The sequence below is a fragment of the Xanthobacter sp. DMC12 genome (assembly GCF_056314105.1).
This window is the reverse complement of the sequence record NZ_JBQUYZ010000005.1, coordinates 352,385-376,653: the sequence shown is the minus strand read 5'-3', so window position 1 is coordinate 376,653 and position 24,269 is coordinate 352,385. Positions and strand designations below refer to the sequence as shown.

Here is a 24,269-nt window from a genome sequence, read left to right as displayed (position 1 = left end):
GGACGGCACTCCCGGCCAACAGGTCATCACATGGCGCATCGCACAGGTGCGCCTCGGGAGAAGACATGTCCGCCACCCCGGTCCGCCCCAGCCGATTCGCCCTCTATGACGCCCCTTACGTGCTCCTGACCCTGGTGGCCCTCCTGTGGGCCATCAACCTGGTGGTAGGGCGCTACATCGCCGGGCACATTCCGCCCATCACGCTGGCCATGGTGCGCTGGATGGGCGCGACGCTCATCCTCCTGCCGTTCGCCTGGAAGCAGATCGTCCGCGACGCGCCCATCATCCGCAGGAACCTGCCGTTCCTCGTGCTGCTCTCGGCCACCGGCATCGCCTGCTACAACGCCATGAGCTACTACGGCCTTCAATATACCCAGGCCGTGAACGGCCTGCTGGTGCAGTCCACGGCGCCGCTTCTGGTGGCGGTGTGGACCTTCGTGCTGTTCCGGGAAAAGCTCAGCCTTGGCCAGGCGGCGGGGGTCATCACCTCCCTCGTGGGCGTGATGGTCATCATCAGCCACGGCGACCTCGACACCTTCCTCCATCTCAAGCCCAATATCGGCGACCTGGTCATCATCGTGGCGCTGGTGATCTACGCCTTCTATGCCGCCATCCTGCGCAAGCGCCCGCCCCTCGGCCCGCTCTCCTTCCTCGCCACCATCATGGCGCTGGGCTCGCTGCTGCTCGCGCCCTTCGCGCTCTGGGAATATCTCCACGGCCAGGTGCTGCCCCTCGATCACGTGACCTTCTTCACCCTCGCCTATGTGATGACCGGGCCGTCGCTGATCGCCTACCTGTTCTTCAACCGGGGCATCGAACTGGTGGGCGCCAACGCGGCCGCGCCTTTCCTGCACCTCATGCCGGTGTTCGGCACGGCGCTCGCCATCGCCTTCCTCGGCGAGACCATGGCCTGGTATCACTTCGCCGGGTACGCGCTGGTCATCTCCGGCATCGCCCTGGCGACCCTTTCGGCGCGCCGCCGGGTGGCGCCGCGCTGACGCCGGCGGAATTTCCTCTTCAATCCTTCTTCACCCCCGCCTATGCATTCTGCGGCTGGGTCGGAAGGGGTTGGGGATGCTGCAGAAGATCACCGAGCGGTCGTGGTTTGCCGATCTCAGGATGCAGACCAAGGCGGGGCTGATCGTCGGGCTCCTCATGGCCATGTTCATGCTGCTGCTCGGCGCCAACTGGGTCACGGCCCGCATGGCGCAGGAGCAGGAGCACCGGGTGGAGCAGATCCGCCAGATCGGCGTGCTCGCCGCCGACGCCACGCGCGTCTTCAACCGCCGCCAGCTCGAGCTGATGCGCGGCGCGCTCGCTGATCCCCGCAACCTCAGGACCAGGCTTTCGGCCGCGAATGCGCTGACCGCCGAGAAGCTCGGGGCGCTGCGGGCGGCGGTCGTGGCCGAGCCTTCGCTCCTGCCGTTCGCCGAGCGCGCCGGCCGCATTGCCGCGCGCTGGAACGACGCGGTGGCGGCCCCGGTCCTGACTGCCGCCGAGAGCGGGGACGCCGCGGCCATCGATGCCGCGTTGCGCGTCTTTCTCGCGGCCGAATCGAGCGAGGAGGGCTATCGCGGCATCATCGGCGCCCTCGACGAGCTGAGCGCCGCCGCGTCCGCAGAGATCGCCGGGGCCCAGGCCGATCTCGACCGCGCCGATGCCATCGTCAGCACCATCGACATCATCGCGCTCATCGCGACCCTCTGCGTCGCCGCGGCAGGCGTGTTCCTCGGCGCGGTCTTCATGGCGCAGCCGCTGCGCCGGCTCGCCGAGCTGATGACCCGCCTCGCGGAGAACGACCGCACCATCGAGGTGCCCTATACCGTGCGCAAGGACGAGGTGGGCACGCTGGCCCGTGCGCTGAAGGTGTTCAAGGCGACCTCCATCGAAGCCCACGACACCGACTGGGTGAAGAGCGGGCTGAATACCATCGCCACCCGGCTCCAGGCGCAGGAGGATCCGCGCGACTTCGCGGATGCGCTGCTGACGGAGCTTGCGCCACTGGTCGGCGCCGGGGTCGGCGTGTTCTACGCCAGCGACGAGGCGGCCGGACCGGAAACGGCGGCGCTGGAGCTGGTCGGCAGCTATGCCTTTGCGGAGCGCCGGCACCTGTCCACCCGCGTCAGCCTCGGCGAGGGGCTGATCGGCCAGTGCGCGCGGGAGAAGAAGCCGATCGTGCTCTCCCCCGTGCCGGCCGATCATCTGCGTATCCGCACCGGCACCGGGGAGGCGGCGGCTCATGCCGTCATCGCCGTGCCGCTGGTGCTGAAGAAGCGTCTGCTCGGCGTCATCGAGCTGGCGCTGCTCGCGCCCCTGGACGAGCGGGCCCGCCGCCTGCTCAACGAGGCGGCCCCCCTCGTCGCCCTGTCGCTGGACAATCTCGTCCGCGCCGCCCGCACCCGCGAGTTGCTGGAGCAGAGCCAAAAGCAGGCGCAGGAGCTGCGCGTGGTGGAGGAGGAACTGCGCACCCAGCAGGAGGAACTGCGCGCCACCAACGAGCAACTGCACGAACGGTCCGCGCGCCTCGCCGCCTCCGAGGAGGAGCTGAGGGTGCAGGCGGAAGAATTGCAGGCCTCCAACGACGTGCTGCGCCGGTCCTCGCAGGAGATGACGGAACAGAAGGAGCTTCTGGAGGCCCTGAACCAGCAGATGGAGGCGCGCGCCGAGGAATTGCTGCGGGCGAACGAGTACAAGTCCCAGTTCCTCGCCAACATGTCCCACGAGCTGCGCACGCCGCTGAACAGCCTGCTCATCCTCTCCCAGGACCTGGCCGAGAACCGCACTGGCAACCTCGACGCCGACCAGGTGGAGGCGGCCAGCATCATCCATTCCTCCGGCTCCAACCTCCTGCGGCTCATCAACGACATCCTCGACCTCTCCAAGGTCGAGGCCGGCAAGATGGAAGTGGTGCGTGAACCGGTGAAGGTCGCGAGCGTGGCGCAGCGCCTCGAGCGGAACTTCCGGCGCCTTGCCCAGGAGCGCAAGCTGCGCCTCGCGGTCTCCGTCGCCGACGCGCCGGACCTCGTCTTCACCGATCCCGGCAAGCTCGACCAGATCCTCACCAACCTCGTCGGCAACGCGCTCAAGTTCACCATGCAGGGCCGGGTCTCCGTCACCTTCTCGCAGGACGAGGCGGGAAAGACGCTCAAGGTGGCGGTGGCGGACAGCGGCATCGGCATTCCCGAGGACAAGCTCGACGCCATCTTCGAGGCGTTCGAGCAGGTGGACGCCTCCACCCGCCGCCAGTTCGGCGGCACCGGCCTCGGCCTCGCCATCACCCAGCGCCTCGCCCGCCTGCTCGGCGGCAAAGTCACCGTGGAGAGCGCGCTCGGTCAGGGCTCCACCTTCATCCTTGAGATCCCGGTGGGCGAGCCGTTGCCCGAGGAGGACGGGCCGGCCGCGGCCGCGCCGATCCCGGCGGCGGCGCCGGATGCCCGGCAGGCGGCTTTCGCCACGACCCGGCAGGAGCGTGAGGCCGCCGGCCTCTCCGGCCTGCCGCCGGTCCCGGCGGTGAGCGTGGAAGACGATCGCGACCGGCTCACCCCCGGCGCCACCGTCATCCTCGTGGTGGAGGACGACCCGGTGTTCGCCCGCACGCTGGTGGGGCTGGTGCGGCGCAAGGGCTATCTGGCTCTCGCCGCCGGCGACGGCGAGAGCGGCCTCGCCCTCGCCCGGACCTACAAGCCCACCGGCATCCTGCTCGACGTGATGTTGCCCGGCCTCGACGGCTGGACGGTGATCGAGCGGCTGAAGGCGGATGCCGCCACCCGCCACATCCCGGTGCATTTCGTCTCGGCGCTGGACGAGAGCCGCCGCGGCCGCGACCTCGGCGCCGTGGGCTTCCTCACCAAGCCGGTGAGCGCGGATCAGTTGTCCGAGGCGCTCGGCCTCCTCACCCATTATTCCGCCGACCGTCCCCGCCGCGTGCTGGTGGTGGACGACGATGCCGCCGCCCGCCACGCCGTGCGCACCCTGCTCGCCCGCGAGAAGGCGCAGATCGTCGAGGCGGCCAGCGCCGAGGAGGCGCTGGAGGTGGTGGCGCAGGGCGATCTCGACTGCATCGTGCTCGACCTCGGCCTGCCCGGCATGTCCGGCTTCGAGCTGATCGAGCGGCTTGCCGGAGGTGAGCGGCACGTGCCGGTGGTGGTCTATTCGGGCCGCGACCTCACCACCGAGGAGCGCATGAAGCTGCGCGCCTTCACCGACGCCATCGTGGTGAAGGGCGCGCTCTCGCCCGAGCGTCTTCTGGACGAGGTGTCCCTGTTCCTCCACTCGGTGCAGCGCGAGCCGGAACAGCTCGCCGCCAATCCGGACGGCGACCTCGAAGGCCGCAAGCTGCTGCTGGTCGACGACGACATGCGCAACATCTACGCTCTCGCCAAGGTGCTGCGCGCGCGCGGCGTCAACGTGGTGCTGGCGCAGGACGGCGCCAAGGCGCTGGCGCAGCTCGACGAGCAGCCGGACATCGAGATCGTGCTCATGGACGTGATGATGCCGGTGATGGACGGCTACGAGGCGATGACGCAGATCCGCGCCCAGCCGCGATTCGCCAAGCTGCCGGTCATCGCCCTCACCGCCAAGGCCATGAAGGACGACCGCGAGAAATGCCTCGCCGCCGGCGCCAGCGACTATCTGTCGAAGCCGGTGGACGTGCCCAAGCTCTTGTCCATGATCCGCACCTGGCTGGCCGCGCGATGACGGGGCCGGTGGACACCGACGACCAGACCGACCCGCCGGATGCGTCGCCGGCCGGGGGCGCGCGCGACGCGCTGGCGCTGGAGACCATCGAGGTGGACCTCTTCGTGGAGGCCCTGTTCCGCCGCTACGGCTATGACTTCCGCGATTACGGACGGGCCTCGCTGACGCGGCGGGTGCGCAACCTCGCGTCGGGCTTCGGGGCGACCTCCATCGCCGATCTCACCGCCCGGGTGCTGCACGCTCCCGACCGGCTGCCGGACATCATCGCCGGCCTGTCGGTGCCGGTCTCGGAATTCTTCCGCGACCCGCACGTCTTCCTGGCGCTGAAGGAGCGAGTGTTCCCGGTGCTCGCCTCCTATCCGGAGATCAACATCTGGCAGGCCGGCTGCGCCCACGGCGAGGAGGTCTATTCCCTCGCCATCCTGCTCATCGAGGCCGGGCTCTACGAGCGCACGCGCATCTTCGCCACCGACATCTCGAAGGCGGCCCTCGACCGCGCCGCAGAGGGCATCTTTCCCCTTCAGGAGGCGTCCGACGCGGCGCGCCGCTATCGCGCGGCCGGCGGGGCGGCGAGCTTCTCGGACTATTTCCATGCCCGATACGAGCTGATGAAGCTCGACCAGCGCCTCACCGCCAACGTCACCTTCGCCGAGCACAATCTCGTCACCGACGGGGTGTTCTGCGAGGCGCACCTCATCCTGTGCCGCAACGTGCTGATCTATTTCACCACGCCGCTGCAGGACAGGGTGCTGGGGCGCTTCGCCCAGAGCCTGGTGCGCGGCGGGTTCCTGTGCATCGGCACCCGCGAGAACCTGGAATTCTCGCAGGCCCGCAACCGCTTCCAGGTCATCGACGGCGCCGCCCAGCTCTACCGTTTGCTGCCGGGCGCGGCGGGGAAGTAGGGCTCAGCCCTTCACATAGACCCGGGTGCCGAGCGGGACGCGCTCGTAAAGGTCGATGATGTCCTGGTTGAGCAGGCGGATGCAGCCCGAGGACACCTGCTGCCCGATGCTCCACGGCTCGATGGTGCCGTGGATGCGGAACATGGTGTCGCGGTCGCCGTCATAGAGATAGAGCGCACGCGGGCCGAGCGGGTTGGTCTCGCCGCCCGGCAGGCCGGACTGGTACGGTCCGTAGCGCGCCGGCTGGAGGCGCACCATGTTGGCGGTGGGCGTCCAGTGGGGCCACTTCTCCTTGCGCTTGATGGTGGCCCAGCCCTTGAACGAATAGCCCTGCTTGCCGACGCCCACGCCGTAGCGGATCGCCGTGCCGTTGCGGCCGATGAGGTAGAGGAAGCGCTCGTTGATATCGACCACGATGGTGCCGGGGGCGTAGCCGGCGGGGGCCGGAACCTCCTGCCGCAGCCACTTGGGGTCCACCTCGGAGAGGTCCACCGCGTCCACCGGGAAGGGCTCGCCGTCCACCGGGCCGTACATCATGCCGGCGCGGCTGAGCGGGGCGGGCGGCGGATTGGTGACGCACGCGGCCAGCGCCAGCGGCGCGCCCAGCACGAACAGGCGGCGGCCGAGCACGGGCGCGTCCTCCCCCTTCACCATTTCGGCCGCGGCGCGGGAAGCCTTGGCCAGGACCTTCGGGAACAACCGGGGCAGAAACGAAGGCATGCTTGGACCACTCAGACGATGCGAGACCCTACGACGCACACAACGCACGACGCCGCGCTTCAGTTTCCTGTCTGCGCGCCAGTGCATTGAAGCCGGATAAGGTGGCGTTAAGGTTAACGCCCGGAAGTTGGAACCCAACCTTGGGCGGGGCCGCCCAGCCATGTCCTGATCTAGCATCTTCCGGCCTTCGCAGGGTGGCGCATGGGCCACACCCGCGGCGCCATGTGCATCGCACAAACGTGAAGACCCTCCGCGGCGGGCCGCCGGTTGCGCCGTCCCAGCTTCAAGCAAGCCTCGCCGCATAGCTGATGGAGGACGGCGCGCTGCACAGGGTGCGCGGCAGCGGCGGTCGGTGATCGCCGCTCACGACAGGACGAGAAGCATGACGGCAAGCGCGCTACGGACCCGCCCCGAACCCGTGCAGCCCGGACGGGACGCAGCAGGAGAGTTCGGCGCGCTGGCGACCGGCATGGCAGCCCAGTTCATGGCGGCGCTGCCGTGCGGCGTTCTGCTCTGCGAGGGACGCAGCCTCGCCGTGGTCCAGGCCAACGCGGCCGCCGCCGACATCCTGAACACCGTCGCTGCGGGCCTCGCCGCGTCGCCGGCGGCCCTGCCCGGTTTGCCCCTCGGGCAGCTTCATCCCGCCCTGGCCGATCTCGGACGGCGCATCGCCGAGCCCGGCTTCCTGCCCCACGAGACGCGCCTCGCGGTGGCCGGCGAGACGCTGGCCCTGACGCTCTCCGCGCTTCGCGACCGCCACGGCGTGATAGCCCACGTGATGGTCACGCTGCGCAACGACACCGCGCACGCCGCGCTGGAGGCCCGCACCCAGCGGCTCCAGCAGATGATGGAGAACATGCCGGTGAACATCATGACCTGCGATCGCGAGACGCTGGTCATCGACTATGTGAACCGCACCAGCATCGAGACCCTGCGGCGCATCGAATCCCATCTGCGCGTCAAGGCGGACCAGATGCTGGGCACGTCCATCGACGTGTTCCACAAGCACCCCGATCACCAGCGTCGGCTTCTCGCCGATCCCGCCAACCTGCCGCACAACGCCCGCATCCGCGTCGGCCCGGAGACGCTGGACCTGCGCGTCTCGGCCATTCTCAAGGCCGACGGCAGCTATGACGGCCCCATGCTTACCTGGGACGTGATAACCACCGCCGTTGCCACCGCCGAGGGCGTGACCGAGGTCGGGGAAGACATGTCCCGCACCTCCGAGACCAGCCAGTCGGCCTCCGCCGAGCTGCTCCAGCTCACCGAGCGCACCGAGGACATGGCCACCGCCGTATCGTCGGCGGCACAGGAGATGTCCGCCTCGTTCAGCGGCATCTCTCACCAGATCGAGCGCGCCAGCACCATGTCGCAGGAGGCGACCCGCCGCGCCGCCCGCACCAACGAACTGGTGGAGAGCCTCGCCACCAGCGTCGGCCGCATCGGCAACGTGACCACCCTGATCGAGAAGATTGCCGCCCAGACCAACCTCCTCGCCCTCAACGCCACCATCGAGGCGGCGCGGGTGGGCGAGGCCGGCAAGGGATTCGCGGTGGTGGCGCAGGAGGTGAAGGCCCTGGCGCTCCAGACCGCCAAGGCGACACAGGACATCCGCCACCAGGTGGAGCAGGTGCAGCAGGACGGCAGCGTCGCCACCGAGGCGGTGTCCGACATCACCCAGAGCATTGCGAACCTGGGGGACCTGTTCGTGGAGCTGTCGGCGGCCATGGCGCAGCAATCGTCCACCTCGCGCTCGGTCTCGGACAGCATCGACGGCGTGTCCCGCGCCGCCTCCGACATCCGCCGCGCCGCGGTCGGGGTGCGCACCATCGCCGATCAGGTGGCGAGCTATGCCGACCGCCTGCGCCGCGAGGTCGCCGCTCTCCTGCGCCGCTGATCCGGCCCCCATTCCAGAAAACGGATGCACGGACTTCGCCCGCCGTGCGCCCGCCTCGCCCCGTCCCCGCCCGGGCGAGGGGTGACGGCCCGCCCGCTTCCCCCGGGCGGGCCGCACGCCATTCCGGGACGCACCGTCAGCCGGGTTCGAGACCCAGCTCCCGGCAGGTGCCCTCGCTCTCGCGCGCCAACTGGTCGAAATGGGCGGCCCGGTTGTTGCCCGCGCGCCAAAAGAATCCCATGTCCCGCGTCGCCGGCCAGCCCTCCACCTTGAGCAGGGCGATGTGGTCCTGCACACGGAACTCCGAGCGGGCGTAAAGCTCCGGGAAGAGGGACAGGCCCATGCCCATGATGACCATCTGGCGCAGGGCATCGAGGCTCGTGCCCTCGTAATCCTCCCGCACCTGCGCGCCGGACGCGGCCGCGAGCGCCCGCGCGCTCTCGAACAACTGATGGCCGCGCCCGAGCGTCAGCAGCCGCTCGCCCTTGAGCTGGCCGATCTCCACGCTCTCGCCTTCGCCGAGGCGGTGGTCCTTGGCCGCGCCCAGATAGATGGCTTCCCGGCACAGGCGCCGGAACGTGAGGACGGAGCCCGACAGGGGCTGCGGGCCGAGGCCGCAATCGAGATTGCCGGCGGTCACTTCCCGCTCGATCACCGAGGGGCGTTCCTCGCGAATGTAGATCTGCAGCCCCGGATAACGCCGGTGCAGCACCGGCAGCAGGTGGGGCAGGAAATAGGGCCCGAAGGTGGGCGCGACGCCGAGCCGGATGAGCCCGCCGAGATTGTCGGCACCGGTGGCGGCGGTGGCGACGATATCGTCCAGCGCCTGCAACACGGCGCGGGCCGAAGCGATGACCCGCTCGCCGATGGCGGTGGGGATGACCCGGCCGCGCGTGCGGTCGAACAGCGGCGTGCCGAGCTGCTCCTCCAGCAGGGCGACCTGCACCGAGAGCGTCGGCTGCGAGACATGGCAGCGCTTGGCCGCCGCGCCGAAATGCCCGGTCTCGGCAAGGGCGACCACATATTCGAGCTGGCGATGGCGCGGCCGGAAGGGCATTGTCGTTCCATAGTCCAGGACTATTACCAATATAGCAACTATGGATTGGAGCTATCAAGCGTCCGGCCCCATCCTCTGGTCATCGAAAGGAGGTTGTCGTGGACCAGTTCATGAAATCGCTGACGACGCGCCACAGCCTGATCGAGGCGGAGATCTCCGCCGAGCAGACGCGGCCCGAGCCCGACCGCACCCGCGTGCTGGCGCTGAAGAAGATGAAGCTCCGCCTGCGCGATCAGATCGAATATCTGCGCCGGGAGGGGGCCGACATGGCCCGCGTCGTGGTGGTGCGCCGCAAGAGGTGGGCGGAGGTCTCCCTGAGGCCGGCGCGATAAGCGGCACAGCTTCGTGCGCGTAGTTCCCGCGCGCATAGCCCCGCGCGCTTAACTCCCGTGCGCCCTTGGCGCCCGGACCCCTTCCCTCAACACCCGAGGTCCGGGCCCCTCTGACGGACGCGGATGCGGCCCGGCCTGTCCCAGCTGCCCGGGGCAGGCCGGGTCCGTGCCCCCAAGCCCGCCATGTCGGTCCTCCCATCCGGCCTGCGGCCCGGCGCCCCGCGTTCCGCGGGCGGCCGCTAATGGCGCAGGCCCCTAAGGACCGACCCATGGACCAGCTGATCGCTCTTCTCTTCCTCGACGTCGCCGGCAAGCCGCTCTGGCTCTGGCTTGGCTTCCTCGCCATCGTCTTCGCGCTGCTTGCCTTCGACCTCGGCGTGCTGCACCGCGACTCGCGGGAAATCGGCATCGCCGAAAGCCTCAGGCTCTCCGTCTTCTATATCGCCGTGGCGGCCGTGTTCGGCGGCTGGATCTGGGCCTCCATGGGGCCGCAGGCCGGCATGCAATACTTCACCGGCTACGCCATCGAGAAGGCGCTCTCCATCGACAACGTCTTCGTCATCTCGCTGATCTTCAGCTACTTCGCCATTCCGCGCGCCTATCAATACCGGGCGCTGGTGTGGGGCATCATCGCCGTGCTGGTGCTGCGCGGGCTGATGATCGGCGTGGGCGCGGCGCTGGTGCAGTCCTATGACTGGGTGCTGCTGCTGTTCGGCGCGTTCCTCGTCGTCACCGGCATCAAGATGCTGTTCGCCAGCGAAGGCGAGGCGGACATCTCGCAGAACGCCGCGCTGCGCTTCCTCACCAAGCGCATGCGGGTGACGCCCGAGCTGCACGGCGAGCGCTTCTTCGTGCGCCAGCCCCATCCGGTGACCGGCAAGGCCGTGCTGTGGGCGACGCCGCTCTTCCTCGCCCTGGTGGTGATCAATATCGCGGACTTCGTGTTCGCGGTGGATTCGGTGCCGGCCATCTTCGCCATCACCACGGACACCTACATCGTGTTCACCGCCAACATCATGGCCATCCTCGGCTTGCGTGCCCTCTACTTCGCTCTGGCGGCGATGGTCCACCGCTTCTCGCACCTGAAGTATGCGCTGGCCGGCGTGCTCGTCTTCATCGGCGGCAAGATCTTCTGGAGCCATTTCTTCGGCAAGGTGGACCCGGCCATCTCGCTGGGCGTCACGGTGGCCATGATCGCCGCCGGCATCCTCTTCTCGCTCTGGCGCACCGGCGGTGGGACGGACGTGAAGCACGCGGCCTGATCCGCCTGAAAACGAAAAAGCCCCGTCCGGCCGGACGGGGCTTCTTCTTTTGTCAGATCAGAAGGCGAGAGCCTCAGAACGCGAGGGCTTTGGCCGCCTTCACCTGCGGCAGGGCCTGCACCTTGGCCAGCAGCTCGGGCGGCACCGCGCCGTCCACCGCCACCAGCGCGATGGCATCGCCGCCCGCATGGTCGCGGCCGAGGGCGAAGGTGGCGATGTTGATGCCCGCGTCACCGAGCAGGCCAGCGAAGCGGCCGATGAAGCCGGGCTTGTCCTCGTTGGTCACATAGACCATGGCGGGAGCGAACTCGGCATCCACCTTGATGCCCTTGATGTTGACGATGCGCGGATGCCCGTCCGCGAACACCGTGCCGGAGACCGAGCGCTCGAACTTGTCCGTCACCACCGTCACGGTGATGAGGCTTTCGTAATCGCCGGTGGCGGCGCGGGTGGTCTCCTCGATCACCACGCCGCGCTCCTTGGCCACCGAGGGGGCGGAGACGACGTTGATGTCGGCCAGCGCCGGGCGCAGCAGGCCGGCCACGGCGGCGGAGGTCAGCGCCTTCACCTTCAGGTCCGCCACCGCGCCCTCATAGATGATGCGCACGGTCTTGATGTCCGTGTCGGTGAGCTGGCCGGCGAAGGAGCCCAGCTTTTCGGAAAGCTCGATGAAGGGCTTGAGCTTCGGCGCCTCTTCCGCGGTGATGGAGGGGAAGTTCACCGCATTGGAGATGGCGCCGGTCAGGAGATAATCGCTCATCTGCTCGGCGACCTGCAGCGCGACATTCTCCTGCGCCTCGGTGGTGGCGGCGCCGAGGTGGGGCGTGCACACCACGTTGGGATGGCCGAACAGCGGGTTGGTCTCCGCCGGCTCGACGGTGAACACGTCGAAGGCCGCTCCGGCCACATGCTTGGAATCGAGCGCCGCGCGCAGCGCCTCCTCATCCACCAGCCCGCCGCGGGCGCAGTTGATGATGCGCACGCCCTTCTTCGTCTTGGCGAGATTCTCGGCCGAGAGGATATTCTTGGTCTTCTCGGTGAGGGGCGTGTGCAGGGTGATGAAATCGGCGCGGGCGAGGAGGTCGTCCAGCTCCACCTTCTCCACGCCGAGGTCGAGGGCGCGCTCGGGCGAGAGGAAGGGGTCGAAGGCGATGACCTTCATCCGCAAGCCCACGCCGCGCTCGGCGACGATGGAGCCGATGTTGCCGCAGCCGATGATGCCGAGGGTCTTGCCCGTGACCTCGACGCCCATGAAGCGGTTCTTCTCCCACTTGCCGGCCTGGGTGGAGGCATCCGCCGCCGGGATCTCGCGGGCGAGGGCGAACATCATCGCAATCGCGTGCTCGGCGGTGGTGATGGAATTGCCGAACGGCGTGTTCATCACGATCACGCCCTTGGCGGTCGCGGCCGGCAGGTCGACATTGTCGACGCCGATGCCGGCGCGGCCGATGACCTTGAGGCGGTTGGCCTTCTCCAGGATCTTCGGCGTCACCTTGGTGGCCGAGCGGATGGCGAGGCCGTCATAATTGCCGATGATCTCGGCGAGCTTGTCCTTGTCCTTGCCGAGGTCCGGCTGGAAATCCACCTCCACGCCGCGGTCCTTGAAGATCTGGATGGCGGCGGGGGAGAGCTTGTCGGAGATGAGAACGCGGGGTGCCATGGGATGGGCTCCGTTTCGCGAATGGGATGGGCCGGGCATGCGCGGTCGTTCGCGCGTCACCGGCGTGGACCTCGCCCGCTTGCGGGGGAGGTGAAATGGGATCGTGCGCCACCTGGGGCTCTCCCCTCTCCCCTCGAACTCGGCTGTTGCCGAGTTCGACCTTCACGAACCGAACTCGACAACAGCCGAGTTCGGACGGGAGAGGGGCTGGGGGTGAGGGGGCTCGGGGGGCCAGAGGCAGCGCGAATGGTGAGGTTTTTACCCCTCACCCTAGCCCTCTCCCGCAAGGGGAGAGGGGACGCAGTGCTCCCAGCCGAACCGCTTGCCCGGTCTTACCCAGCTTAAATCACGCCGCCTTGGGCAGCGCGGACTTCGCCTCGGTGAAGGCCCAGTCGAGCCAGTGGGTCAGGGCTTCCACGTCGGCACGCTCGACGGTGGCGCCGCACCAGATGCGCAGGCCGGGAGGGGCGTCGCGATAGGCGCCGATGTCGTAGGCGATGCCGCCCTTCTCGAGGCCGGAGGCGATGGCCTTGGCGAAGGCGGCCTGCGCGTCGGCGGGAAGCGCGGTCACGTCCGCATCCACCACCTTCAGGCACACCGAGGTGTTGGAGCGCGTCACCGGATCGATGGCGAGGAAGTCCACCCACGGGGTGCGGTGCACCCACTGGGCGATGGCCTCGAAGTTGCGGTTGGACCGCTCCTGCAGCGCCGAGAGGCCGCCGATGTTCTTCGACCACTTGAGCGCATCGAGATAGTCCTCGACGCACAGCATGGACGGGGTGTTGATGGTCTCGCCCTCGAAGATGCCTTCGATGAGCTTGCCGCCCTTGGTCATGCGGAAGATCTTGGGCAGGGGCCACGCCGGCTTGTAGCTCTCCAGCCGCGCCACCGCGCGGGGGGAGAGGATGAGCATGCCGTGGGCCGCCTCGCCGCCGAGCACCTTCTGCCAGGAGAAGGTGACCACATCGAGCTTGGCGAAATCGAGCTTCTGCGCGAACGCCGCCGAGGTGGCGTCGCAGATGGTCAGGCCCTCGCGATCAGCCGGAATCCAGTCCGCGTCCGGCACCATGACGCCGGAGGTGGTGCCGTTCCAGGTGAAGACCACGTCGTGGGTGAAATCGACGCTCTTGAGGTCCGGCAGCTCGCCATAGGGGGCGGTCAGCGCGCGGGCATCGGTGAGCTTGAGCTGCTTGACGACATCCGTCACCCAGCCCTCGCCGAAGCTTTCCCAGGCCAGCATGTCCACCGGGCGCGCGCCGAGCACGGACCACAGCACCATTTCCACGGCGCCGGTATCGGAAGCGGGGACGATGCCGATGCGGTAGTCGGCCGGGACTTCCAGCACCTCACGGGTGAGGTCGATGGCTTCCTTCAGCTTCACCTTGCCGACCTTGGCGCGGTGCGAGCGGCCGAGGGGAGCGTCGGAAAGGCCTTCCAGCGTCCAGCCGGGACGCTTGGCGCAGGGGCCGGAGGAAAAATTGGGGTTCTCCGGACGCGTGGCCGGAGCAGGATTCGTCGTCATGTAATCCATCCTTACAGATGGGCGCCTCCCGTTGGGGGGAGGTGTCCCGCAGATGGGGTTACGCCTGAGGGGATGGGGCGTCAAGGGTGATGAGGGCTCCCTCTTTTCAGCTCACGGCGTCATCGAGCCCATAGAAACGCGCATCGTCCCCGAACAGAAGGTCGCGCGCATTCTTGGGCACGGGAAAACCATATCCCTTATAGCTGTCTCCCCATCTCAAAACTCCAGAATTGTGATAATCGCTAAAATATAGTAATGATCCAACGTTCTGAAATGCGAGATCAAGAGCTTGAGCTGAGTCGCTGCCATATGTAATTGATTTATATGGACCATCCGGCCAATTTATTTCTATATTGCACCCCCAAACGCCATCATTTTTCTCAGGTAAAAAAATATTAATAATAACTTCATTTTCTTTATTATCGACGCGGGCAATTAGTTTTCTCTGGGCGATGATCATTTCATTAATCCTAATAATAAAGAGGTGGAATTGGATGTCCTCTGTCGCATACTACCTTTCTGACCATCGCCTGACTCCAGCATGATTCCATTTTTACCTTGCTGCAACGGAGTGAATCGAGGTGAAATTGGAATTCGCAGTCGGAAAGGCGTTGTTTGCTTGCCGCGGTTAGGCGGCCAGGCATTGTACGCGCCTTGGGCGGGGTTTCACTTGAAGCGCCGGCTGTTGAACCCGATCCCGTCCAGCGACCCCCATCCGGGTTGCCAGCAGGCACACGAGGTTGATTAGGATCAAATTCCTTTTCCGATAAAGCAATCCGAGCTATTCGCCACTTTAAGCGCAGCCAACTCAAATCCGACCGCAAGCGAAGTAATTCTATATCAACGTCTCGGGCCATTGAGGGATCCCCCAACCAAGTCGGATCCGACTGTATAGGATTTTTTACCTATTATCAATCCCCAGCTACCAATGCTCCCTAATGCAGTGTGCTCCCCGTCTACCTGCCGCGCGTTCCCCCGTCCCCACAAACGACGCGATGAACGCGCCCATCATCAGCGGCACGAGGAGAGCCGGTGCGCTTTCGAGGCTGGCGGAGGGCCGCCCTCAATCATTCCCATCAAACCGCGCATCATCGCCGATCAGCTCGTGCCGCAGCATCTTGATGATGGGGAAGCCATAGCCTGAGCGGGGCTCGCCCCAGCGCAACCAGCCTTCCTTGTGGGCGTCGCTCATGTAGAGGCGGGAGCCGATCGCCTGCAGGGTGAGATGGAGCGCCTGTACGGCATCAAGGCCGTAGGTGGTGCTCACCGCGAGTCCCTCCGGCCAGTGAATCTCGGCGCGGCAGCTCCAGTCCACAGTACCTTCCACCGGCGCGAAGATGCGGACGGGGACGGGGACCTCGGTGCCGTCCTGCGTGAGCATCAGCACCCGTTCCGCGATCATCATGACGCGCCCTCCGCCGCCTCCACCCGCCGCGCCTTCACCCGCACGCCCAGGAACGCTGCGATGAACACGCCCGTCATCAGCAGCACGATGGTCGGCGCGGGGGCCGAGTCGAGGAAGAAGGAGAGGTAGACCCCGGCGAGCGAGCAGGAGACGGCCACCAGAACCGCCGTCACCAGCATCCAGCCGAAGCGCTTCGTCACGAGAAACGCGATGGCCCCCGGCGCGATGAGCAGCGCCACGGCGAGGATGATGCCCACGGCTTTCAGCGCCGCGACGATGGTCAGCGAGAGCATCACCAAGAGGCCGTAATGCAACAGGCCGGTGTGAAGCCCCACCGCCTTCGCCTGCGCAGGATCGAAGGCGTTCAGCAGCAGATCGCGCCATTTGGCGAGCAGCACCAGGGTCACGAGGCCGGCGATGATCGCGCTCTCGGCGATGTCGCCCCAGCTCACGCCCAGCATGTCGCCGAAGAGGATGTGGTCGAGGTGCACGTCGGTCTGGATCTTGGTGTAGAGCACCAGCCCCAGCCCGAACATGCCGGAGAAGACCACGCCCATGACAGTGTCTTCCTTCACCCGGCTGTTGGCCTTGAGATAGCCGGTGCCGAGCGCGCAGATCATGCCCGCCACGAAGGCGCCGAAGGCCAGCGGCAGGCCGGCCATGTAGGCCAGCACCACGCCCGGCAGCACCGCGTGGGAGACGGCATCCCCCATCAGCGACCAGCCCTTCAGCACCAGGAAGCAGGAAAGCAGCGCCATGGGTACCGCCACCAGCGCGGCGATGACGAGGGCGGTCTGCATGAAATCGAACTGGAAGGGGGCGAAAAGGCTCATGCCGCGCCCTCCTTTAACGCCTCGGCCGCCTGCCGCCGCGCCGCCAGCACGCCGTGCTTGGGGGCGAAGACGAAGGCGAGGAGGAAGATCAGCGTCTGCAGCACCACGATGATCCCGCCCGTCGCCCCATCGAGGAAATAGGAGGCATAGGCGCCGACGAAGCAGGTGGTCGCGCCGATGGCGACGGACAAGGCGATGAGGCGGGGGAAGCGGTCGGTGAGGAGATAGGCGGTGGCGCCCGGCGTAACCACCATGGCGATGACGAGGAAGGCGCCCACCGTCTGCAACGCCGCCACCGTCGAGGCGGCGAGCAAAGTGAAGAACATCACCTTGAGCGCGGTGGGTTTCAGGCCGATGGAGCGGGCGTGGCTCTCGTCGAAGAAGGTCACCATCAGGTCCTTCCAGAACACGAGCAGCAGCGCGAGGGAGACGAAGCCGATGATGGCGAGCTGCAACGTATCGCCGGGCGAGATGGCGAGGATGTTGCCGAGCACGATGGTCTGCACGTTCACCGAGGTGGGCGAGAGCGAGACCATGAACAGGCCGAGCCCGAAGAAGGAGGTGAAGATGAGGCCGATGACGGCATCCTCCTTCAGCTTGGTCCGCTCCTGAAGGAACAGCATCGCCCCCGCCGCCAGCGCCCCGGCGAAGAAGGCGCCCACCGAGAAGGGCAGCCCCAGCATGTAGGCGCCCGCCACGCCCGGCACGATGGAGTGGGACAGGGCATCGCCGATCAGCGACCAGCCCTTGAGCATGAGGAAGGCCGAGAGGAAGGCGCACACCGCACCCACCAGCGCGGACACCCACATGGCGTTGACCATGTAGGAATAGGAGAAGGGTTCGAGGAGGAGGGAGAGGGTGGGGGTCATGGTCAGGCGCGCCTTTCCCCAGAGCTGTCATCCCCCGGCTTGTCCGGGGGATCCACCCATCCGTTGGACCGCACGCGGTTTTCGGGCACCCTTGGTGCTGCCCGGTGGATCCCCCGGACAAGCCGGGGGATGACGGTCGCCCTGGCGAATGCGCCGTGCTTCGGAGACCGCTTGATGGGGGCTGCTGCGCAGGAGTCTTGCGCTGGGCCCCGGCTCAGCGCTCCAGCTGTGCTGTCGCTTGGCCGGGGCGCGAGGGCGGTTCCGGTCGCCATCACCCGATCCCCTCGGATGATCCCGCCGTGCCGCTCTGGGCGGGGCGGTCCTTGTAGAGGACGAGGGGGCGCTCGTCGTCGGTGAGCACGCCCAGCGTGCCGGGCGTCGTCGCGTGGCTCTCGTCCAGCACGAAATGGCGCAGCACGCCGCCGAAGGCCTTCTCAAGATTCGCTTGCGTGAAGACCTCGGAGGTCAGGCCGTAGGCGAGCACGGTGCCCTTCACCAGCACGGTGCGGTCGCAGAATTCCGGCACCGAGCCGAGATTGTGGGTGGAGACCAGCATGACCCGCCCCTCGTCGCGCAGGGCGCGCAGAAGGGCGATGATGGCGTCCTCGGTCTTCACGTCGACGCCGGTGAAGGGCTCGTCGAGCAGGATCACGCGGGCGTCCTGCGCCAGAGCGCGGGCGAGGAACACGCGCTTGCGCTGTCCGCCGGAGAGCTCGCCAATCTGGCGCTTGCGGAAATCCAGCATGTTGACGCGGGAGAGGGCCGCCTCCACCGCCGCGCGGTCGGCGGCGCTGGGCATGCGCAGGAAATTCATGTGGCCGTAGCGGCCCATCATCACCACGTCTTCGACGAGGACGGGGAAGGTCCAGTCCACCTCCTCGGCCTGCGGCACATAGGCGACCACGTTGCGCTTCAGCGCCTCAGGGACGCTCAGGCCGAGGATGCGCACCTCGCCCCGCGCGGCCTTGAGGAAGCCCATGATGGTCTTGAACAAGGTGGACTTGCCGGAGCCGTTCACCCCGACCAGCGCGGTGATGGTGCCGGTGGGAATGGCGAAGCTCGCATCGCGCAGGGCCGTGTGGCCGTTGCGATAGGTGACGGTGACGTGCTCGACGAGAATGCCGGCGCCGGCTTCCGCGAGGGACTGGCGGGAGAGGGGCGCGTTCATTGGGCCGCCTTCCCTGTTAGGCCGGCCGCGATGGTGCCGCTCGTCACCTTGAGCAGGTCGAGATAGGTGGGCACCGGGCCGGAGGGGTCGGAGAGGGAATCCACATAGAGCACGCCGCCGTAGCGCGCGCCCGTCTCCCGCGCCACCTGCTTGGCCGGCTCGGCGGAGATGGTGCTTTCCGAGAAGATGACGGGGATGTGGTCCTTCTTCATCAGGTCCACCACGCGGCGCACTTGCTGGGGCGTGCCCTGCTGGTCGGCGTTGATGGGCCAGAGATAGAGCGCCTTCAGCCCGAAGTCGCGGGCGAGATAGGAGAAGGCGCCTTCGCTGGTCACGAGCCAGCGCTGCTCCGCCGGCACCTTCTCCAGCTCCGCGCGGATGGGGTCGATGGCGGCGGTGATCTTCGCCTTGTAGGCGGCGGCATTGGCCGTGTAGGTCGCGGCGTTGGCCGGATCATACTTCACCAGCGCGTCGCGGATGTTGTCCACGTAGATCAGCGCGGCGGAGGGCGACATCCAGGCGTGGGGGTTGGGCTTGCCGCTGTAGGGGCCCTCGGTGATGCCCATGGGCTCGACGCCCTTCGACACCACCACGCTCGGCACATTCTTGAGGCGCGAGAAGAATTTCTCGAACCACAGTTCCAGGTTCAGCCCGTTCCACAGGATCAGGTTCGCGCCCTGCGCCTTGATGAGGTCGCCGGGGGTGGGCTGGTAATTATGGATCTCGGCGCCCGGCTTGGTGATGCTCTCCACCTGCGCGGCGTCGCCCGCCACGTTCTTCGCCATGTCGGCGATGACGGTGAAGGTGGTGACCACCTTGAACGGCGCGGCCGCGCGGGCTGGGAGGGGGGCGAGCAGCGCCGCCGCGGCGGCGAGGAGAAGCGCCGGAAAATGTCGGCGGGACAGGACGAAAGCGTCGGGCACGGGAATGCTCCGGTCCGGCGGTCGTGACGGGTGCGGCCGCCTTTGTTGCGATCAATTCGCAAAAACTACCGCACCCTTCCTGCAATTGCAACTTATTCGCAATAAAGGTCGAGCTACAGCGTCTCTTTTTGCGCCGCAGCAGCCGGCTCCGCAAGGCCCGGCGCAGCTTCGGCCGAGGGCGCCGCGCCGATGGAAACCGCGGGCACGGCCCGGTTGCCGCCTTCCACCGCCTGCTCCGCGGCGGCCGCGGCGGCGATGTCGTTCTGGGAGGTCTCCAGCACATGCGCCAGCATGCCGCGCGCCACCTCCCGCTCACCCATGATGATGAAGTCGGCTCCGCTCTGCCGCAGGTGCTCCACCTCGGCATCGGAATGGGCGCGGGCCACGATCTCGATGCCGGGATTGAGCTGGCGCGCCTTCTTCAGAACGTTGCTGGCCTCGAAGCCGTCCGGGATGGCGAGGATGATGCGCCGGGCGCCGGCGACGTTGGCCGCCGCGATGGCCGGAGCCGAGGCGGCGTTGGCATTCACCGCCTCGAGGCCCAGGCGCTTCAGCTCCTCCAGCCGGTCGCCCTGGTCCTCGATGACGAGGAAGGGCGTGCCGGCCGCCTTCAATCCGTCGGCGACGAGGCGGCCCACCCGGCCGTAGCCGACCAGCACCGTGTGGTTGGCGAGCGCCGTCTCCGGCAGCGCCGGGACGGGCTTGGGGGCGGGAGCAGGCGCAGCGGCTTTTTCCGGCCGCAGCGGCGCGTGGCGGGCGCGGTAGCGGTCCAGCACCAGGAAGAAGAACGGGTTGGCGAGGATGGAGATGATCGCCGCCGCGAGGATCAGGTCGCGCCCCTCCGCCGGCAGCAATTGCAGGTCCACGCCCAGCGCCACGAGGATGAAGGAGAATTCGCCGATCTGCGCCAGCGAGGCGGAGATGGTGAAGGCGGTGGAATTGCCGTAGCCGAACGCCCGCACGATGAGGAAGGCGGCGAGCGACTTGCCGAACAGCACGATCAGCACCGTCACCAGCAGGGGCACCGGGCTCTTCACCACGATGGAGGGGTCCACCAGCATGCCCACCGAGACGAAGAACAGCACGGCGAAGGCGTCGCGCAGGGGGAGCGTCTCCTCGGCGGCGCGGTGGGAGAGGGGGCTCTCGCTCAGCACCATGCCGGCGAAGAAGGCGCCGAGCGCGAACGACACGCCGAACAGCTTGGCCGAGCCGAACGCCACGCCCAGCGCGATGGCCAGCACCGCCAGGCGGAACAGCTCGCGCGAGCCGATGTGCGCCACCCAGTGCATCACCCAGGGGATGACGCGGCGGCCCACCACCAGCATCAGCACCACGAAGCCGGCGACCTTCACCAGTGTGATGCCGAGGGTGGTCCACACGTCGCCGCCGAGGCCCAGCCAGTCGATGGTGCCGGTGGTGACCGTCCGTCCGCCGAGCGCGCCGGACAGCGCCGGCAGGAGCACGAGAGCGAGGACCATGGCGAGGTCCTCGACGATGAGCCAGCCCACCGCGATGCGCCCCTGCTCGCTCTCCACCATGCGCCGCTCCTGCAGGGCGCGCAAAAGCACGACGGTGGAGGCGACCGACAAGGCGATGCCGAAGACGAGGCCGGCGCCGAGATTCCATCCCAGAGCCCAGGCGAGGCCCATGCCCATCACAGTCGCCGCCGCGATCTGCACCACCGCGCCGGGAATGGCGATGGCCTTTACCGACAGCAGGTCGGACAGGGAAAAATGCAGGCCGACGCCGAACATGAGCAGGATCACGCCGATCTCGGCCAGCTCCAGCGCCAGATGCTCGTCGGCCACGAAGCCGGGGGTGAAGGGGCCGGCCAGCACGCCGGCGAGGAGATAGCCCACCAGCGGCGACAGCTTGAGACGCTGCGCGATGGCACCGAGCACGAAGGCGAGGACGAAGGCCCCGACGAGGGTCGCAATGAGCGGCGTGTCGTGGGGCAAGCGTGTCCTCCATGCTGCAATGGCGCCGCCCCACGCATAAAGGCGCAGCATGACGGCAGGTCTGGGATGAGGGTGAAGCCGGCGGATGCCGCTACCCGTTTGCCATCATGCGCGCGGAAGACGGCGCTGTCATGGCACAGGTGCCTTTACGGCATGTTTTTGCCGGGTGCCCGGCCGGTCCGGGTCCGCGACCTTGCCGTCACCGGTCCCGTCCTCTAAGACGCCCCGAACCTTGCATTACCGGGCGGGACGCCACGTCCCGAAGCATCGAAGCATCATGGCCAAAGAATTCAAGCCGAAGGCGCGGCTCCCGCGCGGCCTCGTCGATCGCACCGGCGCGGAGCTTTCCGCCACCCGCGCCATGCTGGAGAAGATCCGCGCCGTCTATGCGCTCTACGGCTTCGAGGCGCTGGAGACCCCGGCCATCGAATATACCGATGCGCTCGGCAAGTTCCTGCCCGACCTCGACCGGCCCAACGAGGGCGTCTTCTCCTTCCAGGACGACGACGAGCAGTGGCTCTCCCTGCGCTACGACCTCACCGCACCGCTGGCGCGCTACGTGGCCGAGCATTTCGAGCAGCTGCCCAAGCCCTACCGCTCCTACCGGGCCGGCTACGTCTTCCGCAACGAGAAGCCCGGCCCCGGCCGCTTCCGCCAGTTCATGCAGTTCGACGCCGACACGGTGGGCGCGCCCTCCGTCGCGGCGGATGCCGAGATCTGCATGATGGCCGCCGACACGCTGGAGGCAGTGGGCATTCCGCGCGGCTCCTATGTGGTGAAGGTGAACAACCGCAAGGTGCTCGACGGCGTGATGGAGGCCATCGGCCTCGGCGGCGATGAGAATGCCGGCCGCCGCCTCACCGTGCTGCGCGCCATCGACAAGTTCGACAAGTTCGGCGCCGAGGGCGTCGCCCTCCTGCTCGGTCCCGGTCGCAAGGACGAGAGCGGCGACTTCACCAAGGGCGCGGGCCTTGATGAGCGTCAGGCCGCCGTCGTGCTCGCCATGCTCACCGGCAAGGGCGTGCGCGCCACCGACGTGGGCGTCGAGGTGGAACTGGACGATGTGCAGCTCGCCGCCGCCCTCGCCGGCAATGCCGCCTTCCAGGAAGGCATGGCGGAATTGAACGACATCCGCACCCTGCTCGCGGCCGGCGGCTATCAGGACCGGGTGAAGATCGACCCCAGCGTGGTGCGCGGCCTCGAATATTACACCGGTCCCGTCTACGAGGCCGAGCTGACCTTCGAGATCACCGACGAGACCGGCCGCCCCGTGCGCTTCGGCTCGGTGGCCGGCGGCGGGCGTTATGACGGCCTCGTCGCCCGTTTCCGCGGCGAGAAGGTGCCGGCCACCGGCTTTTCCATCGGCGTCTCCCGCCTGCTCGCGGCCCTCGCCTTCCTCGGCAAGATGGATGCGGACGCGGAGGTCGGCCCGGTTGTGGTGCTGGCCATGGACAAGGAGCCGGCGCGCATCGCCGACTACATGAAGATGGTGTCCGAGCTGCGGTCCAACGGCATCCGCGCCGAGATGTATCTCGGCGGCGCCGGCATGAAGGCGCAGATGAAATACGCCGACCGCCGCGGCGCCCCGGCCGTCATCATCCAGGGTTCCAACGAGAAGGACGCCGGCGAGGTCCAGATCAAGGATCTGGTGGAAGGCGCGAAGATCGCCGCCGGCATCGCCGACAATGCGGAATATCGCGCCGCCCGCCCCGCCCAGTTCGCGGTGAAGGAGAGCGAAATGGTCGCCGCCATCCGCGACGTGCTGGAACGCCGCGCCGCGCCCTCGCTGGGGCTGGACGACTGAACGCTTCCGCAGACTGAAAAGAAAAGGGCCGGTCTCCGCTCGGAGACCGGCCCTTTTTCAATGGCGTGATGGACGCCCGATCACATCGGAACCCGTCGTTCCAGAGCCGTCATGCCCCGGCTTGTCCGGGGCATCCACCGGGACGAGAGGCCGGCGCATCCATCCTTGAAGCGAGACGGTGGAAGCGTGGACCCCCCGGACGAGCCGGGGGGTGACTCCCCACCCCTGAAACAGGAAGGGCCGGCCTCCATCCGGAGACCGGCCCTTTTTCTTCCTGATCGCGTCCCGCCTCAGAGATAGGCGAGGCGGCGGTCGCGGCGGCGGTCCTGCACCGGCTGGTAGGCGATGCGGGCGTGGGTCTGGCAATAGGGCATGCCCGGATTGGCCTTGCCGCCGCAGAAGTGGAAGCTTTCGGTGCCGGGCTCGCCCAGCGGCCAGCGGCAGGTGCTCTCGGTGAGCTGCATGATGGTGCAGCCCTGGGTCATGGGCACCACGTTGTCGCTCATGACGGGGGCGGGCGCCGGTGCCTCTTCCGGTGCCTCGTCCAGATCGGCCGCGAGGGCGGTGTTGCCGATGGTGGTCGGCCGCTGGGGCCGCGCCTGATTGTCGGGGCGCCCGGCGGGCGTGCCCATCGGGCCGCCCATGGGACCCGCCTTGGCCGGCGCCGTTCCACCGGCGCGGGGGCGCGCCGGGGCGGGGGCGGCCTTCGCCCGGCCGGACAGGCCGAGGCGATGCACCTTGCCGATGACGGCATTGCGCGTCACCTCGCCAAGCTCGGTCGCGATCTGGCTCGCGGAGAGGCCTTCGCTCCAGAGCTTCTTCAAGAGTTCGACGCGCTCGTCATTCCAGCTCATCGCTCTTCTCCATTCGCCGCATCTACTCGCCGCATTTCAACCGGCAGCATTTCAAGAACGCCGCGGGCGCCGGAAACGCTCGGCGCCGCATCCAGCCATCTGAAAGCACGCCGTTCGGGCGCGTCCCGGGCCGTGACTTCGCAAGGCGGACTCCCTCCCCGTTCCCGAGCGCGGCAAAGCGCCCGGATGGACCCGGATAACGGTTCCTGGAAGTGGGTTCCTGATGCCCTGCGCACGACATCTCGTGGCTGACGATCCAGAACCTACAATATGGCCGGTCCTCGCAACAGAGTCGGCAAGGGGTGCCGAGGCGTTTTCCCCAGCTCCTTAAGGCTTCGTTTACCCTTGTGCGTCCGGCGGTCGCGGGCGCGATTCTCTCTGCGGCCCGCCATCGGTTGACCTCGC

General features: G+C 67.7%; 19 protein-coding genes. 7 read left to right on the top strand and 12 right to left on the bottom strand.

Annotated elements, in window-relative coordinates:
• Positions 1–65: 65 nt before the first annotated feature.
• The 3 genes from ACT535_RS19580 (at position 66) to ACT535_RS19570 (ending at position 5,600) form a co-directional block, all read left to right on the top strand.
• Complete coding sequence (locus ACT535_RS19580; RefSeq protein ID WP_476329904.1) at positions 66–998, top strand: DMT family transporter; 933 nt, start codon at positions 66–68, stop codon at positions 996–998.
• Between the two features lie 76 nt (positions 999–1,074).
• Positions 1,075–4,698, top strand: coding sequence for a hybrid sensor histidine kinase/response regulator (locus ACT535_RS19575; RefSeq protein ID WP_476365692.1), 3,624 nt, complete (start codon positions 1,075–1,077; stop codon positions 4,696–4,698).
• Entirely contained in the window at positions 4,695–5,600 is a 906-nt protein-coding gene (locus tag ACT535_RS19570) for a CheR family methyltransferase (protein ID WP_476365691.1), read from the top strand. Before ACT535_RS19575 ends, ACT535_RS19570 begins: the two co-directional genes overlap by 4 nt.
• A 3-nt stretch (positions 5,601–5,603) precedes the next feature.
• Here ACT535_RS19570 and ACT535_RS19565 read toward each other — a convergent pair whose 3' ends face one another.
• Entirely contained in the window at positions 5,604–6,320 is a 717-nt protein-coding gene (locus ACT535_RS19565; RefSeq protein WP_476329896.1) for a L,D-transpeptidase, read from the bottom strand.
• Between the two features lie 382 nt (positions 6,321–6,702).
• Here ACT535_RS19565 and ACT535_RS19560 point away from each other — a divergent pair, with 382 nt between their 5' ends.
• Entirely contained in the window at positions 6,703–8,217 is a 1,515-nt protein-coding gene (locus ACT535_RS19560; protein WP_476365690.1) for a methyl-accepting chemotaxis protein, read from the top strand.
• 136 nt (positions 8,218–8,353) lie between these two features.
• Here the strand turns inward: ACT535_RS19560 and ACT535_RS19555 are convergent, their stop codons facing one another.
• Positions 8,354–9,274, bottom strand: coding sequence for a hydrogen peroxide-inducible genes activator (locus ACT535_RS19555; RefSeq protein ID WP_168457372.1), 921 nt, complete (start codon positions 9,272–9,274; stop codon positions 8,354–8,356).
• A 98-nt stretch (positions 9,275–9,372) separates the two neighbouring features.
• Here ACT535_RS19555 and ACT535_RS19550 point away from each other — a divergent pair, with 98 nt between their 5' ends.
• The gene (locus ACT535_RS19550; protein ID WP_168457373.1) at positions 9,373–9,606 is read left to right on the top strand and encodes an HP1242/YdcH family protein; all 234 of its coding nucleotides are present in this window, start codon (positions 9,373–9,375) and stop codon (positions 9,604–9,606) included.
• A 269-nt stretch (positions 9,607–9,875) separates the two neighbouring features.
• Entirely contained in the window at positions 9,876–10,868 is a 993-nt protein-coding gene (locus tag ACT535_RS19545) for a TerC family protein (RefSeq protein WP_168457374.1), read from the top strand.
• Between the two features lie 73 nt (positions 10,869–10,941).
• Here the strand turns inward: ACT535_RS19545 and serA are convergent, their stop codons facing one another.
• From serA to ybaL, 9 genes are all read right to left on the bottom strand, one after another.
• Positions 10,942–12,528, bottom strand: a complete 1,587-nt coding sequence (gene serA, locus ACT535_RS19540; RefSeq protein WP_476329883.1) for a phosphoglycerate dehydrogenase — start codon at positions 12,526–12,528, stop codon at positions 10,942–10,944.
• A gap of 346 nt (positions 12,529–12,874) precedes the next feature.
• A complete protein-coding gene (locus ACT535_RS19535; protein WP_476365689.1) occupies positions 12,875–14,050 on the bottom strand; it encodes a phosphoserine transaminase in 1,176 nt (391 codons plus the stop codon).
• Positions 14,051–14,156: 106 nt separating this feature from the next.
• A complete protein-coding gene (locus ACT535_RS19530) occupies positions 14,157–14,510 on the bottom strand; it encodes a DUF6968 family protein (protein WP_168457377.1) in 354 nt (117 codons plus the stop codon).
• A gap of 603 nt (positions 14,511–15,113) precedes the next feature.
• Positions 15,114–15,455: a DUF6968 family protein gene (locus ACT535_RS19525; protein ID WP_476365688.1), complete on the bottom strand. Its 342-nt coding sequence runs from the start codon at positions 15,453–15,455 to the stop codon at positions 15,114–15,116.
• Positions 15,452–16,288 (bottom strand): metal ABC transporter permease, encoded by an 837-nt coding sequence (locus tag ACT535_RS19520; RefSeq protein ID WP_476365687.1) that lies wholly within the window; start codon positions 16,286–16,288, stop codon positions 15,452–15,454. The genes ACT535_RS19525 and ACT535_RS19520 overlap by 4 nt, the downstream gene beginning before the upstream one ends.
• Positions 16,285–17,157, bottom strand: coding sequence for a metal ABC transporter permease (locus ACT535_RS19515; protein WP_476365686.1), 873 nt, complete (start codon positions 17,155–17,157; stop codon positions 16,285–16,287). Before ACT535_RS19515 ends, ACT535_RS19520 begins: the two co-directional genes overlap by 4 nt.
• A gap of 271 nt (positions 17,158–17,428) precedes the next feature.
• Positions 17,429–18,325 carry a manganese/iron ABC transporter ATP-binding protein gene (locus tag ACT535_RS19510; protein WP_476365685.1) on the bottom strand — a complete coding sequence of 299 codons (897 nt, stop codon included), beginning with the start codon at positions 18,323–18,325 and terminating at the stop codon, positions 17,429–17,431.
• Entirely contained in the window at positions 18,322–19,230 is a 909-nt protein-coding gene (locus ACT535_RS19505; protein WP_476365757.1) for a metal ABC transporter substrate-binding protein, read from the bottom strand. The genes ACT535_RS19510 and ACT535_RS19505 overlap by 4 nt, the downstream gene beginning before the upstream one ends.
• Positions 19,231–19,361: 131 nt before the next feature.
• The gene (ybaL, locus tag ACT535_RS19500) at positions 19,362–21,206 is read right to left on the bottom strand and encodes a YbaL family putative K(+) efflux transporter (RefSeq protein ID WP_476365684.1); all 1,845 of its coding nucleotides are present in this window, start codon (positions 21,204–21,206) and stop codon (positions 19,362–19,364) included.
• A gap of 274 nt (positions 21,207–21,480) precedes the next feature.
• On the opposite strand from ybaL, the gene hisS reads away from it, so the two are divergent.
• Complete coding sequence (gene hisS / locus ACT535_RS19495) at positions 21,481–23,010, top strand: histidine--tRNA ligase (RefSeq protein ID WP_476365756.1); 1,530 nt, start codon at positions 21,481–21,483, stop codon at positions 23,008–23,010.
• A 290-nt stretch (positions 23,011–23,300) separates the two neighbouring features.
• Here hisS and ACT535_RS19490 read toward each other — a convergent pair whose 3' ends face one another.
• Entirely contained in the window at positions 23,301–23,864 is a 564-nt protein-coding gene (locus ACT535_RS19490; RefSeq protein ID WP_476329860.1) for a GcrA family cell cycle regulator, read from the bottom strand.
• Between the last annotated feature and the right edge of the window lie 405 nt (positions 23,865–24,269).

Bases quoted from the DNA above. Each gene is read 5' to 3' on its own strand.
- ACT535_RS19555 (WP_168457372.1), bottom strand. From the start codon at position 9,274: ATGCCCTTCCGGCCGCGCCATCGCCAGCTCGAATATGTGGTCGCCCTT.
- ACT535_RS19525 (WP_476365688.1), bottom strand. From the start codon at position 15,455: ATGATGATCGCGGAACGGGTGCTGATGCTCACGCAGGACGGCACCGAG.
- ACT535_RS19580 (WP_476329904.1), top strand. From the start codon at position 66: ATGTCCGCCACCCCGGTCCGCCCCAGCCGATTCGCCCTCTATGACGCC.
- ACT535_RS19520 (WP_476365687.1), bottom strand. From the start codon at position 16,288: ATGAGCCTTTTCGCCCCCTTCCAGTTCGATTTCATGCAGACCGCCCTC.
- ACT535_RS19530 (WP_168457377.1), bottom strand. From the start codon at position 14,510: ATGATCATCGCCCAGAGAAAACTAATTGCCCGCGTCGATAATAAAGAA.
- ACT535_RS19510 (WP_476365685.1), bottom strand. From the start codon at position 18,325: ATGAACGCGCCCCTCTCCCGCCAGTCCCTCGCGGAAGCCGGCGCCGGC.
- ACT535_RS19545 (WP_168457374.1), top strand. From the start codon at position 9,876: ATGGACCAGCTGATCGCTCTTCTCTTCCTCGACGTCGCCGGCAAGCCG.
- ACT535_RS19565 (WP_476329896.1), bottom strand. From the start codon at position 6,320: ATGCCTTCGTTTCTGCCCCGGTTGTTCCCGAAGGTCCTGGCCAAGGCT.
- serA (WP_476329883.1), bottom strand. From the start codon at position 12,528: ATGGCACCCCGCGTTCTCATCTCCGACAAGCTCTCCCCCGCCGCCATC.
- ACT535_RS19535 (WP_476365689.1), bottom strand. From the start codon at position 14,050: ATGACGACGAATCCTGCTCCGGCCACGCGTCCGGAGAACCCCAATTTT.
- ACT535_RS19575 (WP_476365692.1), top strand. From the start codon at position 1,075: ATGCTGCAGAAGATCACCGAGCGGTCGTGGTTTGCCGATCTCAGGATG.
- ACT535_RS19515 (WP_476365686.1), bottom strand. From the start codon at position 17,157: ATGACCCCCACCCTCTCCCTCCTCCTCGAACCCTTCTCCTATTCCTAC.
- ACT535_RS19560 (WP_476365690.1), top strand. From the start codon at position 6,703: ATGACGGCAAGCGCGCTACGGACCCGCCCCGAACCCGTGCAGCCCGGA.
- ACT535_RS19490 (WP_476329860.1), bottom strand. From the start codon at position 23,864: ATGAGCTGGAATGACGAGCGCGTCGAACTCTTGAAGAAGCTCTGGAGC.
- ACT535_RS19570 (WP_476365691.1), top strand. From the start codon at position 4,695: ATGACGGGGCCGGTGGACACCGACGACCAGACCGACCCGCCGGATGCG.